Raw genomic sequence first — 15,654 nt, 5'->3', positions numbered from 1 at the left:
TGTCAATTGTACCAGGGAAGCCCAAGATTTTTTCCAGACCCAGAATTGCGGCAGAGGGCCGCATTTTCGGTGGAAAACCCCAAGAAAACTGCAATGAACTGGCGTTTGAAGGTCGGCGCAACCGGCCGCGCTTCCGCCGCATCTCATTCAGTTTGATCTTTGTCAAGGAATGCGCGCCGCACCTGGGCCATTCAGGGGCCATGAAACGGCTGTCCGCCCCCTTCCTTTGCCTGCTGCTTGCCCTGGCCCTTGTGCTGGCCGGGCCGGGGGCTGCCCGCAGTGCGGTGGGCGGCATGATGCTGGTCCTCTGTGCCAACGGCGCGGCCGAGACCGTCTGGATCGGCGCGGATGGCGAGCCGGTTGATCCGGCGGCTGACTGCCGGACCTGCCCCGACTGCATGATGCCGACCGCCGGCGCCGTCGACCCGGCGCTGCCGCAGCCCCTCTTCGTCTCGCGCCTTGTCCCGGCGGGGCGGATGCAGGTGGCGGCGGTGGTTCCGGTGCCGATGCCGCTGCTCTTCCCCGCTCCACGTGGCCCCCCGGCCGCGCTGGCCCTTCGGATTGATGCCAAATGACCCTACTGCGCCTTCTTGTCGTTCTGCTGTCGTTGGTTGGTCTGCCCGCTCTGGCCGAGCCGGTGCTGACCACCTACCTGGCCGAGGTTCCCGCCAGCGACCTGGTGCCCGGTGCCGAAAGCTATGGCCCGCTGGACGCCACCCACGCCGTCGCGCCCGTCCTGAAGGGCGGCGAGACGGTCGGTTGGGCCTTCATCACCTCGGATTTCGTGTCCACCACCGGCTATTCCGGCAAGCCGATCCACACGCTCGTCGCCGTGGACAAGGATGCGCGGATCATCGGTCTGAAGCTGGTCAAGCACTCTGAACCCATCGTGCTGATCGGCATCCCCCAGGCCAAGGTCGACGCCCTGGTGCAGGCCTACGTCGGCCTGGATCTGGTGGCCGAGGCGCAGTCGGGCGGAACCGGGCATGATGTGGACATCATCTCGGGCGCGACCGTGACCGTCATGGTCATCGACGATTCAATCGTGCGCGCCGGGTTGAAGGTGGCCCGCGCCATGGGCCTGGGCGGGCTAAGCCAGGCCACCGCCGCCGCTGGCCCCGCGTTCGAGTTGAACCCCGATGCCCCCGCTGCCCCCGACTGGATGACGCTGGAAGGCGACGGCACCCTGCGCCGCCTGTCCCTGGACGTGGGCCAGGTCAACGCCGCCTTCGCCGCGCTTGGCGACGAACGTGCCACCGCCCGCGCCCTGACCGAGGCACCCGAGACCACCTTCATCGAGATGCAGATCGCCCTCGTCTCGCACCCCGCCATCGCCCGCGCGATCCTGGGCGAGGGTGAGGCCGCGAACCTGACCACCTGGCTGGAACCGGGCGAACATGCCATCGTCGTCGTCGGCCGCGGGATCTACAGCTTCAAGGGCTCGGGCTATGTGCGCGGCGGGATCTTCGACCGGATCGTGCTGATCCAGGACGACGTCTCGGTCCGCTTCCGAGACAAGATGCACAAGCGGCTTGGTGCTGTGGCGGCCGAGGGCGCGCCGGACTTTGCCGAGACCGATCTGTTCAAAATCCCCGCCGACGTGGGCTTTGACCCGACCAAACCCTTCCGCCTGCAACTTCTGGTCCAGCGCGAGGTCGGGCCGATCGAGAAGGTCTTTACCACCTTCGATCTGGGCTACCAACTGCCGCCACAATACCTCCGCCCGATCCCAGCCGCCGCCCCGCAGGAAACCGCCCCGGCCGAGGCCGTCGCCGCGCAAGAGGAAACCGAGGCGCATCAGGTGCTGTGGAAGCGCATCTGGGCCGACAAGCAGCTGGAAATCGCGATCACCGCCGCGATGCTGGCCGTTCTGACGCTGGTGTTCTTCTTCCAGCACTTCGCCGTGCGGAACGAGCGTCGGTTCTACTGGTTCCGCATGGGCTTTCTGACCGTGACGCTGGTGTTCCTGGGCTGGTACGCCAACGCGCAGCTTTCCGTCGTCAACCTGATGGCGCTGTTCGGCGCGCTGACCTCGGGCTTTTCCTGGCAGGCGTTCCTGCTGGACCCGCTGACCTTCATCCTGTGGTTCTCCGTCGCCGCCGCGCTGATCTTCTGGGGCCGGGGCGCCTATTGCGGCTGGCTCTGCCCCTTCGGCGCGCTGCAAGAGCTGACCAACCAGATCGCCCGCAAGCTTGGCATCCCGCAATGGACCCTGCCCTGGGGCCTGCATGAACGCCTTTGGCCGATCAAGTACATGATCTTCCTGGGGCTTTTCGGTGCCAGCCTGGTCAGCATCGAACAAGCCGAGCGCCTGGCCGAGGTCGAGCCCTTCAAGACCGCCATCATCCTGAAATTCGTCCGCGCCTGGCCCTTCGTCGCCTATGCCGTGGCGCTTCTGGTCGCTGGCCTGTTCGTCGAGCGGTTCTACTGCCGCTATCTCTGCCCTCTGGGTGCCGGTCTCGCCATTCCCGCCCGCATCCGCATGTTCGACTGGCTGAAGCGCTACCGCGAATGCGGCAACCCCTGCCAGACCTGCGCCAACGAATGCCCGGTGCAGTCGATCCACCCGACGGGCGAGATCAACCCGAACGAGTGCATCAACTGCCTGCATTGCCAGGTGCTGTACCAGTCCACGACCAAATGCCCCGTGGTCATCAAGAAATTGAAGCGGCGCGAAGCTGTCGCCGCCTCGCCGGTCCGCGATCTGAAGGGCCACCCCAACCACCAACAACCCCAACCAGCTGAATGAAAGGGACAGATCATGTCTGAACGACCCACCTCGGGGATCTCACGCCGCGGCCTTCTGGGGGCCACGGCCGGCGGCGCCGCCCTGGCCGGCGCCATCGGCGGGGGCCGCCTGGCCCTTGGCACCAGCGCGGGCATCGGCGCACTGGCGCTGGGCAGCACCGCCGCCCTCGCCGCAGGCGACGGCGCCGTCCCGCCCGGCCAGTTGGACACGCATTACGGCTTCTGGTCCTCGGGCCAGACCGGCGAGATGCGCATCCTTGGCATCCCCTCCATGCGCGAGTTGATGCGCGTCCCGGTGTTCAACCGCTGCTCGGCCACCGGCTGGGGCCAGACCAATGAATCGCTGCGCGTCCACCAGCGCACGATGACCGACAAGACGAAGAAGCACCTCGCCGCCAACGGCAAGAAGATCCACGACAACGGCGATTTGCACCACGTCCACATGTCGTTCACCGACGGCAAATATGACGGCAAGTACCTGTTCATGAACGACAAGGCGAATACCCGCGTCGCTCGGGTCCGCGCTGACGTCATGAAGTGCGACGCCATCCTGGAAATCCCGAACGCCAAGGCGATTCACGGGATGCGGCCGCAGAAGGCGCCCAACACCAAATACGTCTTCTGCAACGGCGAGGATGAGGCACCGCTGGTCAACGACGGCACCACGATGCAGGACGTGTCGACCTATGTGAACATCTTCACCGCCGTCGATGCCGAGGCGATGCTACCCGCGTGGCAGGTGATCGTCTCGGGCAACCTGGACAACTGCGACGCGGATTACGAAGGCAAGTGGGCCTTCTCGACCTCGTACAACTCGGAAATGGGGATGACCCTGTCCGACATGACCGCGGCCGAGATGGACCATGTGGTGATCTTCAACATCGCCGCCATCGAAGCCGCCGTCGCGGCGGGTGAGGGGCAAGAGCTGAACGGCGTTCGTATCCTGGACGGCCGGAAGGACGCGAAAAGCCAGTTCACCCGCTATGTGCCGATCGCCAACAACCCGCACGGCTGCAACATGGCGCCGGACAAGAAGCACCTCTGCATCGGCGGCAAGCTTTCGCCCACCGTCACCGTGCTGGACGTGACCAAGTTCGACACCCTGTTCGACAGCGACGCGGACCCGCGCAGCGTCGTGGTGGCGGAACCCGAGCTTGGCCTTGGCCCGCTGCACACCGCCTTTGACGGACGCGGCAACGCCTATACCTCGCTGTTCCTGGACAGCCAGGTCGTCAAGTGGAACATCGAGGACGCGATCAAGGCCTATGCCGGCGAGGCTGTGGACCCGATCAAGGACAAGATCGACGTGCATTACCAGCCCGGCCACCTCAAGACCGTGCAGGGCGAAACGTCCGAGGCGGAAAACAACTGGCTGGTCTGCCTCTGCAAGTTCTCGAAGGACCGCTTCCTGAACGTCGGCCCCCTGAAGCCGGAAAACGATCAGCTGATCGACATTTCCGGCGACAAGATGGTCATCGTCCATGACGGCCCGACCTTTGCCGAACCGCACGATGCCATCGCCGTCGCGGCATCGAAGCTGAACCCGCTTTCGGCGTGGAAGCGGGACGATCCGATGTGGGCCGAAACCCGCGCGCAGGCGGTGGCGGACGGGGTAGATCTGGACGACTGGCAGGACCAGGTGATCCGCGACAAGGATGACCCGAAGAAGGTCCGCGTCTACATGACCAGCCAGGCACCCTCGTTCAGCCTGGAGACCTTTACCGTCAAGGAAGGCGATGAGGTCACGGTGATCGTCACCAACCTGGATGACATCGACGACCTGACCCACGGCTTCACCATGGGCAACCATGGCGTCGCGATGGAAGTCGCGCCGCAGGCGACCACCTCGGTCACCTTCACTGCCGCGAACGCCGGGGTCTACTGGTACTACTGCCAGTGGTTCTGCCACGCCCTCCACATGGAGATGCGCGGCCGGATGTTCGTGGAACCCGCAGGGGCATAAGGGGATGCGTGCCTTCGCCCTTTTCATGCTGCTCTCCTCCCCGCTTCTGGCGGAAGAGGTGCATGTCGTGCCGGGCGTGGGCACGCTTGCCGCAGCCATCGCCGGGGCTGCCCCCGGCGATGTGCTGGTCCTTTCCGACGGGGCCTATCTGGGCCCCGTCACCATCGACCGGACCCTGACCCTGCAAGGCGATGGCCTTGCCACCGTGGATGGGCAGGGCCAGGGCACCGTCATTACCGTGACCGCCGACGATGTGGTGCTGACCGGGTTGCATGTCACCGGATCGGGCACTGCAAACCAGGACCTGGATTCCGGCATCAAGATCGTGAAAGGCGCCGACCACGCGCAGATCACGGGCAACCGGTTGACCGACAACATGCACGGGATCGACGTGCATGGCGGGCTGGATACGCTTGTGAAAGACAACGTGATCGAGGGTCGCCAGAACCCCCGGATGAACGAACGCGGCAATGGCATCTACGTCTGGAACAGCCCCGGCACCGTGGTCGAGGGCAACCAGGTCCGCTGGGGCCGCGACGGCATCTTCTCGAACGCGTCCAAGAAGGGCACCTACCGCAACAACCTCTTCCGCGACCTGCGCTTTGCGGTCCACTACATGTACACCCACGACTCCACCGTCTCGGGCAACATCTCGATCGGCAACCACCTTGGGTTTGCGATCATGTTCAGCGACCGGGTGGTGGTGACCGACAACCTCTCGCTTGGCGACCGCGAGCATGGGGTGATGCTTAACTTCGCCAACGGGGCGGATGTGGCGGGAAACCTGGTGCGCGGCGGCACGAAGAAGTGCCTCTTCATTTACAACGCCCACAAGAACCTGATCGCCAACAACCGCTTCGAAGGCTGCGGCATCGGTATCCACTTCACCGCCGGGTCCGAGCGTAACATGCTGACCGGCAACGCTTTCCTGGGCAACCAGGAGCAGGTGAAATACGTCGGCACCCGCTTCATGGAGTGGAGCTTCGAGGGGCGCGGCAACTTCTGGTCCGACCACCCCGCCTTCGACCTGAACGGCGACGGCATCGCTGACGGGGTCTACCGCCCCAATGACCTGATGGACCACATCCTCTGGTCCCAACCCGCCGCCGCCCTGCTGACCGGCTCGCCCGCCGTGCAACTGGTGCGCTGGTCGCAGTCCTCGTTCCCGGCGATCCTGCCGGGTGGCGTGACCGACAGCCACCCGCTGATGCAGCCCCTTACCATTCCCGTCCCCGCCGACATCGCCGCCTATGAGGCCGAAGTCGCCGGACGCTGGACCAAAGGCCAATTCGATGACATCGACCCTGACGATCTCGACTCTCACTAAACGCTTCGGCGAGGTTGCGGCGCTGACCGGCGTCAGCCTGTCCGTCGCCCCTGGCGAGCGTGTGGCGCTTCTGGGCCACAACGGCGCGGGCAAGTCCACGCTGATGAAGATCATCCTCGGCCTGATCCCTGCCACCAGCGGCGCGGTCACCATCTGCGACGCCGCCCCCGGCTCGGCCGCCGCCCGCCGCGCCGTGGCCTATCTGCCGGAAAACGCCGCCTTCCACCCGGCGCTGACGGGGCTGGAGCAGATCAGGCACTACCTCGCCCTGCGCGGCGAAAGCCCGGCCCTTGCCATGCCCCTGCTGGAAAAGGTCGGCCTCGCCCAAGCCGCCCGCCGCCGCATCGGCACCTATTCCAAGGGCATGCGCCAGCGTGTCGGCCTGGCCCAGGCCCTGATCGGCCACCCCCGCCTTCTGGTCCTGGACGAACCCACCTCCGGCCTCGACCCCGTCTCCCGGCGTGAGTTCTATACCCTTCTCGACGACCTTGCCGCCCACGGCGCCTCGATCCTTCTGTCGTCCCACGCGCTGACCGAGGTTGAAGCCCGCACCGACCGCATCGTCATCCTGTCCAAGGGGCGACTGGTGGCCGAAGGCTCTCTCCCCGACCTTCGCCGTCGGGCCGACCTGCCGGTCATGCTGCATGTCACCGCCCGCAACGGCTATGCCCCCGACATCGCCCGCGCCCTGCCCGGTGCGATCATGGTCGGCGGCGCGCTGCACCTGACCTGCCCGCAATCGCAAAAGCTGGAAACCCTGGGCCGCATCGCCGACCTTGGCGACAAGGTCGCCGACCTGGAGGTCCTGCCCCCCAGCCTGGAAGACCTGTATTCCCATTTCAGCCAGTGGGCCGCGCAATGATCCGCATCCTCTCCACCGCAAGGACCGAATTCCGCATCGCCCTGCGCAACCGTTGGGTCGCCATCGCGCTGATCCTCATGGCGGTCTTTTCCCTCGTCCTCTCCCTTGCCGGCTCTGCCCCCACCGGCGGGCTTGGCGTCGACCGCCTGTCCGTCACCGTCGCCTCGCTGACCTCGCTGTCGGTCTACCTGATCCCGCTTCTCGCCTTGCTGATGAGCTTCGACGCCATCGCCGGCGAAACCGAGCGTGGGACCCTCTCGCTCCTCCTCACCTATCCCATTGCAAGGTGGCAGATCCTGCTGGGCAAACTTCTCGCCCACCTTGCCATCCTGACCCTCGCCGTCCTGCTTGGCCACGGGCTTGCCGCCGCCGTCGCCATTGCCACGGATGAATCCTCGCTTGCCGGTCTGCCCGCGCTGGTTCGCCTGTCCTGGTCCTCGGTCCTTCTGGGCGCGACCTTCCTGGGCGCGGGCTATGCGCTCTCGTCGCTGTCCCGCCGTCCCTCGGGCGCGGCGGGCCTGGCCATCGGCCTTTGGCTTGGCCTTGTCGTCCTTTACGACCTTGCCCTGCTGACCGCGATCGTTGCCGATGGCGGCGGCTGGTTCACCACCGACGCCTTCCCCATCGCGCTGCTTGCCAACCCCGCCGACGCCTTCCGCCTGTTCAACCTGACCGCCAGCGGGGCCACCGCCGCCGCCGCCGGGGTCGGCGGGGCCGCCGACGCGATTCCGCTGTGGCACTCGCTCACCTCGGTCCTCCTCTGGCCGCTTGCCGCGCTTGCCCTTGCCGCCGCCGCATTCCGAAAGGTCATCCCATGAAACGCGCGCTGATCTTCGCCCTCGCCTTGGCCGCCTGTCAGGAAGACCTGGCCCAGAACACCGATCCCGTCGCCCTGACGCCCGAAACACTGGGCCATTTCTGCCAGATGAACCTGTTGGAGCATGAAGGCCCCAAGGGTCAGGTCCACTTGGAGGGGCTGCCCGGCGCGCCGCTGTTCTTCAGTCAGGTCAGCGATACCGTCGCCTACCTGCGGCTGCCGGAACAAAGCCACAAGGTGCTGGCGATCTATGTCAGTGACATGGGCGCGGACGGCGCGACCTGGGAAGACCCGGGTGCAACCAACTGGATCGACGCCACCACCGCGCATTACGTCGTCGGCGGGAACCGTCCGGGCGGCATGGGCGCGCCGGAACTGGCCCCTTTCGCCGATCTTGCCGACGCCCAGGCCTTCGCCGCCGATCACGGCGGCACCATCCTGTCGCTGGACGAAATCCCCGCCGACGCCGTCATCGCCCCGGGGGGCGAGGCGACGGGCGACGACGATTACTCTGACCGCCTTCGGGCGCTGACCAAGGGCTAAGATATGCTGACCCGCCGCCGTTTCATCGCCATTTCCGCCGCACTTGCGCCCTCGCTGGCCATGGCCCGGACGCCCGACCTGCATGTCGAAACCGGCATCGCGCTGGGCGCGACCGTGACCCTGCGCCTGCACCACCCCGACGCCCCCCGCATCGCCGCCCTGGCGATGGCCGAGATCCGGCGTCTGGAGCAGGTGTTCTCCCTTTACCTTCCCGACTCCGCCCTGGTGCGACTGAACCGCGACACCCGGCTGGACGCCCCGCCGTTTGAACTGCTGGAATGTCTGACCCTTGCCGCCGCCGTCCACCGGGCCAGCGGCGGGGCGTTCGAACCCACTGTGCAGCCGCTTTGGCAGGCCACGGCTGCGGCGCTGACCCGTGGCGCGCCCCTGACCGAAGCGGAACGCGCCCAGGCCGGCGCGCTGATCGGCTGGCAGGGGGTCACACTGGACCCCGCCGCCATCATCCTGCGCCCCGGCATGGCGCTGACCCTGAACGGCATCGCCCAGGGCTATATCGCCGACCGTGTCGCCGCGCTTCTGGCCAGCCACGGCCTGACCCGCGCCCTGGTGGATACCGGAGAGCTTGTCGCCCTGCCCGAAGGCGACTGGCCGGTGACCTTGGCCTCTGGCGGCGGGATCAGCTTGACCGACCGGGCGCTGGCGACCTCAGCCCCCCTCGGCATGACCTTTGGCGGCGATGGGATCAGCAGTCACATCCTTGATCCCCGGACGGGCGCGCCGGTCACGGTGGTCTGGTCCTCGGTCTCGGTTTCGGCCCCCTCGGCCGCTTTGGCCGATGCGCTGTCGACCGCAGCCTGTCTGATGGCGACAGAGCAGTCCGTCCTGGACCTCTGCGCCGCGTTCCCCGGCGCCCGGATCGAGGCTTTGGTGCCTGCCTGAACCACAGCGGCGGGCCCGTTTCCGAGCCCGCCGCCAAGTCTTGCCAAACGGTTAACGGATTTCACCAAGCCTTTGTCATCGCTGGATAAAGCCCCGTCTGTCCACCGTGGACATCACGCCGGAACCGGCACCCCGGCCCCGGCCTGCATCCCCTTGCGGCCCTCCCGCAGGTAGCGGGCATAGCCCAGGTCGGCCGCCTCGATCTCGGCCCGCTTGCCGGACATGAGGTCCGCCAGCACCCGCCCCGACCCGGCCGCCATGGTCCAGCCCAGCGTCCCGTGGCCGGTATTCAGGAACAGGTTCCCGATCGGCGAGCGCCCCACCACCGGCGTCCCGTCCGGCGTCATCGGCCGCAGCCCGCACCAGAAGGCCGCCTTTGTCTGGTCCCCCGCGCCGCCGAACAGATCCTCGACCGAATGGGTCAGCGTCGCCTGCCGCTTCGCTTTCAGGGACAGGTCGAACCCCGCGATCTCGGCCATGCCCCCCACCCGGATCCGGTCGCCCAGCCGGGTGATCGCGATCTTGTGGGTCTCATCCATCACCGTCGAAACCGGAGCGCGGCCTTCATCCACGATCGGCACCGTGATCGAGTAGCCCTTCACCGGATAGACCGGCAGCCGCATCCCCAAAGGCGCGACCAGTTGCGGCGAGTAGGATCCCAACGCCACCACGAAAGCATCCGCCGTGACCCGGCCCTCGCTGGTCCGCACCGCCACGATCCGTCCCGCCTCGGCCTCCAGCCCGTCAATCCCGACGCCGTAGCGGAAGGTCACGCCCAGCCCCTCGGCCAGCTGCGAGAGACTTTGCGTGAACTTGAAGCAATCCCCCGTCTCATCCCCCGGCAGCCGCAGCCCGCCCGCGATCTTGCCCCGCGCCGCCGCCAGCCCCGGCTCGGCCGCGACGCACTGGGCGGCGTCCAGCACCTCGAACGGGACACCATCCGCCTTCAGCACCGCGATGTCCTTTTCCGCCGCCGCAACCTGCTTTTCGGTGCGGAACAGCTGCAACGTGCCCTGGGTCCGCTCGTCATACGAAATCCCGGTCTCCTCGCGCAGCTCCACCAAGCAATCGCGCGAATATTCCGCCAGCCGTACCATCCGGCTTTTGTTCACCGCATAGGCCGAGGCCGTGCAGTTCATCAGCATCCGCGCCATCCAGCTGATCTTGGCCCAGTCGGGCCGCGGCTGGATGATCAGGGGCGCATGCTCCTGGAACATCCATTTGATCGCCTTCAGCGGAATGCCCGGCGCCGCCCAGGGCGAGGCGTAACCGGGGCTGATCTCGCCCGCGTTGGCGAAGGACGTCTCCAGCGCGGGGGCGGCCTGCCGGTCGATCACCGTCACCTCATGCCCTGCCTTGGCCAGATACCAGGCCGAAGTCACCCCGATCACGCCCGCGCCCAGCACCACGACTTTCATCTCTGCCATCCAAATCCAAAGAGGTTAAAGAAAGGATACCCTGCCGGCCGGGGATTTCTTGGGGATTTTCGCTGGCTTCACCGGTTGCCTTGCAAGAATTCGGCGATCAAACTGCAAAAGACAGAAGATCCTGCATCAGCCTGCGAATCCGGCCGCAGCCCCTTGCGCCTCACCGCCGATCACGCGGTCGGCACGTCCTTGCGAAACTCCGCCGGGCGGGGGTGCAAGGTGCAGCCCACACCGCTATATTCAGGGCATGAACCGTCGTTTCGCCCTTCTGGCCCCGCTCGCCCTGCTTGTGCCGCTGCCTGCCGCGGCCGAGAAGATTCCGCTTGGCACCCTGTCGGACTATCTGAACAGCCTGACAACGGTCGAGGCGGACTTTACCCAGGTCAACTCGGACGGGACGATCTCGACCGGCAAGATCTACATCCGCCGGCCGGGGCGGGTGCGGTTCGAATATGCCCCGCCGGATCGCAGCCTGGTGATCGCAGGCGGCCAGCAGGTCGCGATCTTTGATGCCAAGTCGAACCAGCCGCCGGAACAGTACCCGCTAAAGCGCACGCCGCTGAACCTGATCCTGGCCGAAAACATCGACCTGTCGCGCGCCAAGATGGTGGTGGGGCACAAGGAGGACGGCACCTCGACCCGCGTGCTGGCGCAGGACCCGGAAAACCCCGAATACGGCTCGATCGAACTGGTGTTCACCGCCAATCCGGTAGAGTTGCGGCAGTGGGTCATCACCGACGACCTTGGCGCGCAGACCACCGTGGTTCTGGGTGAGTTGAAGAAGGGCGGCAGCATGGGGGCCAGCCTGTTCGACATCACGGCCGAGACGCAAAAGCGAAGAAACTGAGTCAAAGGCAGGTTAAAGGGCCTTTTGCCTTAACCGCTTGTTCAGATCGGCCTGGTTAGGGTTCCCGAACTCAGACGGGACCGTGCCAATGTTTTCATTCTTCAAGACGCCTGCCCCTGCCACGTCTCAAAGCGACGCACTGGTCGCAGCGATCTCGAAGGCGCAGGCGATCATCTGGTTTGATCCTGACGGGACGATCCGCGACGCGAACGACCTGTTTCTGAAGGCCACCGGCTATGACCGGGCGGAAATCCTGGGCCAGCACCACCGGATGTTCATGCCGACTGGCCAGGCCGAACACCGGGATTATCAGCAGTTCTGGGCGGACTTGCGGGCCGGCAAGGCGCTGTCCGGCACCTTTCAGCGGTGCGCGAAGGGCGGTTCGACGATCTGGCTTGAGGCGAGCTATAACCCGTTGCCCGGCCCCGATGGACGCATCGCGGGCTTTGTCAAATTCGCCACAGACGTCACCCCACGTATAAACCAGGCGCTGGAGGCGCAGGGAGTCCGCGATACCATCGACCGGTCGCAGGCGGTGATCGAATTCGATCCGTCGGGCAAGATCCTGCATGCAAACGACAATTTCCTGCGCACCATGGGCTATTCCCTGACCGAGGTTGTCGGCCGGCATCATTCCATGTTCCTGATCGACGGCACCAGCGACGATCCCGACTATCGTGACTTCTGGGCGCGCCTGCGCGCCGGGGAATTTCATTCCGGCGAATTCTGTCGTCGCACCAAGGCCGGCCAGCGGGTCTGGCTGCAGGCGACCTACAGCGCGATCCGGGGACATGACGGACAGGTGGCCAAGGTGATCAAGGTCGCATCCGACGTGACCGCAGGCAAGCGCGCCGCGCTTGAGGTGGCGGGAAAGATGGCCGCGCTGGAACGATCGCAGGCGATGATCGAGTTTGACCCCCAGGGCCGCATTCTGTGGGCCAACCGGAATTTCCTGGACGTGATGGGCTACCGGCTGGATGAGATCGTGGGTCGGTACCATTCCATCTTCATGCCCGAGGGCGAGGCTGACCGTCCTGCCTATGCCGCGTTCTGGTCCGACCTCCGCGAAGGAAAGTTCAGCCGCTCGGAATTCCAGCGCAAGGCCCGGGATGGGCGCGTTGTCTGGATCATGGCGACCTACACTCCGATCCTCGATGCGGATGGCAAGGTCTACAAGATCGCCAAATTCGCCACCGACATCACGGCCCGGAAGGCCGGTCTTGCCGCGATCAGCGTCGCGCTGGATCGGCTCTCGGCAGGTGACCTGACCTGCCGCATCACCGAAGCGGTGGGCGAAGAGCTGGAGCCGGTGAAGGCCGACCTGAACAGCTCGATCGACCGCCTGGCCGAGTTGCTGGGTCAGGTCAGCCGCAATGCCCAGACCGTGCGCGAGGTGACGACCCGGATCGATCGCGCTGCAGCCGAACTGTCCAGTCGGACCGACCGCCAGGCGCATACACTGGACCGCGCCTCGCAGGCCCTGCGGCTGATGGCCGGCACCACCGACGAGACCCGCGCCCGCACCGCTGGCGCCAGCGACCTTGCCGCCACAGCCAAGCGCGACGCCGATTCCACCAGCGGCGTGGTTATGGATGCCGTCCAGGCCATGGCGAAGATCGCGGAAAGCTCGTCGCAGATCTCGCGCATTATCGGCGTGATCGACGAAATCGCGTTCCAGACCAACCTTCTGGCGCTGAATGCCGGGGTCGAGGCCGCCCGCGCCGGCGACGCCGGCCGGGGCTTCGCCGTGGTCGCTTCGGAGGTCCGCGCGTTGGCACAACGCTCGTCCGTGGCGGCGAAGGAGATCGCCACGCTGATCGGCCTCTCGGCCGAGCAGGTCAGGACCGGCGAGGCGCTGGTGAACCAGGCGGGGGAGTCAATCTCGGCCATCCAGGGCGCGATCACCGACTTTCACCACCGGATGCTGGAGCTTGCGGATGTCGCAGCTGACCAGTCCCGCAGGCTGGAGGATGTGGCTGGGGCCGTGCGCGACTCTGATCAGGTGACGCAGTCGAATGCGGCCATGGTGCAGGAAACCGCCGACACGACCGCCGCGATGTCCCAGGCCGCCGAGGTGCTGCTTACCTGCATCCAGGGGTTTCGCCTGGCCGATGCGACGCAGCCTGCACTGCGCCGCGCAAGTTAGCGGCAGTAGGCCAACTGCTCGCGGTACATCTCGGATCGCCGCCCCACAGCTGCAGCCACGTCGACCAGCCAGGGCTTGCCCAGGTAGGACTGGTTGGCATAACCGGTGCGACCTTCATGATAGGCCAGATACTGCGCCTGGGCATCGGACTTGGAGATCCCCAGCGAGCGGCTGCTTTCGTCCATGTACCAGCCCATGAAGTCGGTCGCGTCGGCGATGTCGTCCCGCTTGGCCCGACGCGCGCCTTCGCTGTCCTGGTATTCCTCCCAGGTCCCGTTCAGCGCCTGGCTATAGCCATAGGCCGTGCTTTGCCGCCCCATGGGGATCACCCCAAGGGCAAAGGTATGCGGTGTGCGCGCATTGCCGATAAACTTCGATTCCTGATAGATCGTCGCCATCTGCACATGCACCGGAATGCCCCAGCGCCGCTCGGTCCGCTCCATCGCCCGCAGATACTGCGGCCGCTCGCGGATGATCGCGCATGCATCGTCCAGCTGCCTTGGCGCCGAATAATTGCCACCGCCCCCGCATGACGCAAGGAACGCCACCAATAGCGACGCACGGAGAAACCTGCTCATCTGCCCCTCGTGCCCGTTCTTGTTTTGACCGCAAGATACCGCAAGCTCGGGCGCGATGAAATGGGGAACTCCCCACCCGGCGATCATAAATCCGACAGCGGCACAACTGTAAGTTAAGGGTCCACAGACTGTTTCCGCTGATTCGCGCCTCCCCGGTGGACAGCTACGAACAGTCGGCGTAAAAACCCGGGCATGGGGAACCGCACGATGCTGACAACCCACGCCAAGTACCATCTGGGTCAGGTGCTCCGTCATCGGAAGCACCCGTTTCGTGGTGTCGTGTTTGATGTCGATGCGATGTTCTCGAACACCGAGGAATGGTACGACAACATCCCCGAGGATAGCCGCCCCTCGAAGGACCAGCCGTTCTACCATCTGCTGGCCGAAAACGGCCAAAGCTACTACGTCGCCTATGTGTCCGAGCAGAACCTTGTCCCCGACGAAACCGGCGAGCCGGTCGATCACCCCGATCTTGGCGATCTTTTCGGAGATTTCGAGGACGGGCGCTATCCGGTGACCTTCCAACTCAACTGACGCTTACGGGTTGCTAACTCTTTGGTCCTAGCCTGCAGGAAATGCAGCCAGGGGAACCAAGATGCAGCTGAAGACCCAGACCAGACCCAAGGTCCTGACCGTCCAGGTGATGGAGGATCGGATCGACGCCGCCACCGCCATCCAGTTCAAGGAACGCATGCGCGACATCACCAAGACCGGCGACCAGCGCGTCGTTCTGGACCTGGCGCGCGTGCAGTTCCTGGACTCCAGCGGCCTGGGCGCCATCGTCGCGGTCAAGAAGATGCTGGGCCCCGACCGCCCGCTGGAGCTTTCGGGGCTTACGGCGACGGTGGAAAAGGTCTTTCGCCTGACGCGGATGGACTCGATCTTCACCATCCACCCGACGGTCGATGTTGCCGTTTCCCATGCAACCGGCACCTGATCCCTTCGCCCAGGCGGATACCCATGACCTGGTGATCCGCGCCGAACCCACATCTGTCCGCGCGGCCCTGCTGCGGGTGACGGCCGTGGCGCCAGTCGCCGACCTGTCCGCTGATCTGCGCGCCACGGTCGAACTGGTTCTGGCCGAGGTGCTGAACAACGTGGCCGAGCATGCCTATGCCGATAATCCGGGCCATGTCGCCGTCACCGTGGCGCTGCAGCCCGGCGCCCTTTGGTGCGAGGTGGTCGACGAAGGCGGGGCCATGCCCGGCGGCGCTTTGCCTGACGGCAGGTTGCCCGAGATGGGGGCGTCGGACGTGGACCTGCCAGAGGGCGGCTTTGGCTGGCATCTGATCCGGCTGATGACCCGCGATCTGCAGTACCGGCGGCAACGTGGGGCGAATCGGCTGAACTTCATCATCCCGTTGCAGGACTGATTGCTAGACTTCTACCGATTGGCCCCGAAATCGCCACGCTGCCTGCCCGCTTTCGCCCCGGGCGGGGGCGATGTTGCTGGCGTGGCCGCGTTGGCCCCGCTGGCACCTGGATCTTCCGCCCCC

Annotated in this window: 15 protein-coding genes; 13 read left to right on the top strand and 2 right to left on the bottom strand. The window is 65.8% G+C overall.

Going from position 1 to position 15,654, the window contains the following annotated elements:
* Positions 1-200: 200 nt before the first annotated feature.
* The 8 genes from CXR42_RS09595 to CXR42_RS09560 are packed head-to-tail and all read left to right on the top strand — an operon-like array spanning position 201 to position 9,160.
* Complete coding sequence (locus CXR42_RS09595) at positions 201-575, top strand: hypothetical protein (protein WP_146038037.1); 375 nt, start codon at positions 201-203, stop codon at positions 573-575.
* Positions 572-2,749, top strand: a complete 2,178-nt coding sequence (locus CXR42_RS09590; protein WP_103257320.1) for a NosR/NirI family protein — start codon at positions 572-574, stop codon at positions 2,747-2,749. Before CXR42_RS09595 ends, CXR42_RS09590 begins: the two co-directional genes overlap by 4 nt.
* 12 nt (positions 2,750-2,761) lie before the next feature.
* Entirely contained in the window at positions 2,762-4,711 is a 1,950-nt protein-coding gene (gene nosZ / locus CXR42_RS09585; protein ID WP_103257319.1) for a TAT-dependent nitrous-oxide reductase, read from the top strand.
* A 4-nt stretch (positions 4,712-4,715) separates the two neighbouring features.
* Positions 4,716-6,038, top strand: a complete 1,323-nt coding sequence (locus CXR42_RS09580) for a nitrous oxide reductase family maturation protein NosD (RefSeq protein ID WP_103257318.1) — start codon at positions 4,716-4,718, stop codon at positions 6,036-6,038.
* A complete protein-coding gene (locus tag CXR42_RS09575; RefSeq protein ID WP_103257317.1) occupies positions 6,004-6,900 on the top strand; it encodes an ABC transporter ATP-binding protein in 897 nt (298 codons plus the stop codon). Before CXR42_RS09580 ends, CXR42_RS09575 begins: the two co-directional genes overlap by 35 nt.
* Positions 6,897-7,718, top strand: coding sequence for an ABC transporter permease (locus tag CXR42_RS09570; protein ID WP_103257316.1), 822 nt, complete (start codon positions 6,897-6,899; stop codon positions 7,716-7,718). Before CXR42_RS09575 ends, CXR42_RS09570 begins: the two co-directional genes overlap by 4 nt.
* Complete coding sequence (locus CXR42_RS09565; protein ID WP_103257315.1) at positions 7,715-8,260, top strand: nitrous oxide reductase accessory protein NosL; 546 nt, start codon at positions 7,715-7,717, stop codon at positions 8,258-8,260. Before CXR42_RS09570 ends, CXR42_RS09565 begins: the two co-directional genes overlap by 4 nt.
* Positions 8,261-8,263: 3 nt before the next feature.
* Positions 8,264-9,160 carry an FAD:protein FMN transferase gene (locus tag CXR42_RS09560; RefSeq protein ID WP_103257314.1) on the top strand — a complete coding sequence of 299 codons (897 nt, stop codon included), beginning with the start codon at positions 8,264-8,266 and terminating at the stop codon, positions 9,158-9,160.
* A gap of 113 nt (positions 9,161-9,273) precedes the next feature.
* Here the strand turns inward: CXR42_RS09560 and CXR42_RS09555 are convergent, their stop codons facing one another.
* A complete protein-coding gene (locus CXR42_RS09555; RefSeq protein ID WP_103257736.1) occupies positions 9,274-10,578 on the bottom strand; it encodes a D-amino acid dehydrogenase in 1,305 nt (434 codons plus the stop codon).
* 256 nt (positions 10,579-10,834) lie between these two features.
* Here CXR42_RS09555 and CXR42_RS09550 point away from each other — a divergent pair, with 256 nt between their 5' ends.
* Both CXR42_RS09550 and CXR42_RS09545 read left to right on the top strand, forming a co-directional pair.
* The gene (locus CXR42_RS09550) at positions 10,835-11,434 is read left to right on the top strand and encodes a LolA family protein (protein WP_103257313.1); all 600 of its coding nucleotides are present in this window, start codon (positions 10,835-10,837) and stop codon (positions 11,432-11,434) included.
* Positions 11,435-11,522: 88 nt separating this feature from the next.
* The gene (locus tag CXR42_RS09545) at positions 11,523-13,580 is read left to right on the top strand and encodes a methyl-accepting chemotaxis protein (RefSeq protein ID WP_103257312.1); all 2,058 of its coding nucleotides are present in this window, start codon (positions 11,523-11,525) and stop codon (positions 13,578-13,580) included.
* On the opposite strand, the gene CXR42_RS09540 is transcribed toward CXR42_RS09545, so the two are convergent.
* Positions 13,577-14,158 carry a transglycosylase SLT domain-containing protein gene (locus tag CXR42_RS09540; RefSeq protein WP_103257311.1) on the bottom strand — a complete coding sequence of 194 codons (582 nt, stop codon included), beginning with the start codon at positions 14,156-14,158 and terminating at the stop codon, positions 13,577-13,579. The genes CXR42_RS09545 and CXR42_RS09540 overlap by 4 nt on opposite strands.
* A 207-nt stretch (positions 14,159-14,365) precedes the next feature.
* On the opposite strand from CXR42_RS09540, the gene hspQ reads away from it, so the two are divergent.
* From hspQ to CXR42_RS09525, 3 genes are all read left to right on the top strand, one after another.
* Positions 14,366-14,692 (top strand): heat shock protein HspQ, encoded by a 327-nt coding sequence (hspQ, locus tag CXR42_RS09535; RefSeq protein ID WP_103257735.1) that lies wholly within the window; start codon positions 14,366-14,368, stop codon positions 14,690-14,692.
* Positions 14,693-14,753: 61 nt separating this feature from the next.
* Positions 14,754-15,095, top strand: coding sequence for an STAS domain-containing protein (locus CXR42_RS09530; RefSeq protein WP_103257310.1), 342 nt, complete (start codon positions 14,754-14,756; stop codon positions 15,093-15,095).
* Positions 15,079-15,531 carry an ATP-binding protein gene (locus CXR42_RS09525; protein ID WP_180996017.1) on the top strand — a complete coding sequence of 151 codons (453 nt, stop codon included), beginning with the start codon at positions 15,079-15,081 and terminating at the stop codon, positions 15,529-15,531. The genes CXR42_RS09530 and CXR42_RS09525 overlap by 17 nt, the downstream gene beginning before the upstream one ends.
* Positions 15,532-15,654 lie beyond the last annotated feature (123 nt).

Origin of the sequence: Tabrizicola aquatica (genome assembly GCF_002900975.1) — a bacterium.
Classification (GTDB): domain Bacteria; phylum Pseudomonadota; class Alphaproteobacteria; order Rhodobacterales; family Rhodobacteraceae; genus Tabrizicola; species Tabrizicola aquatica.
The sequence above is the reverse complement of the archived record's forward strand: the minus strand, read 5'-3'. Positions and strand labels throughout refer to the sequence as shown.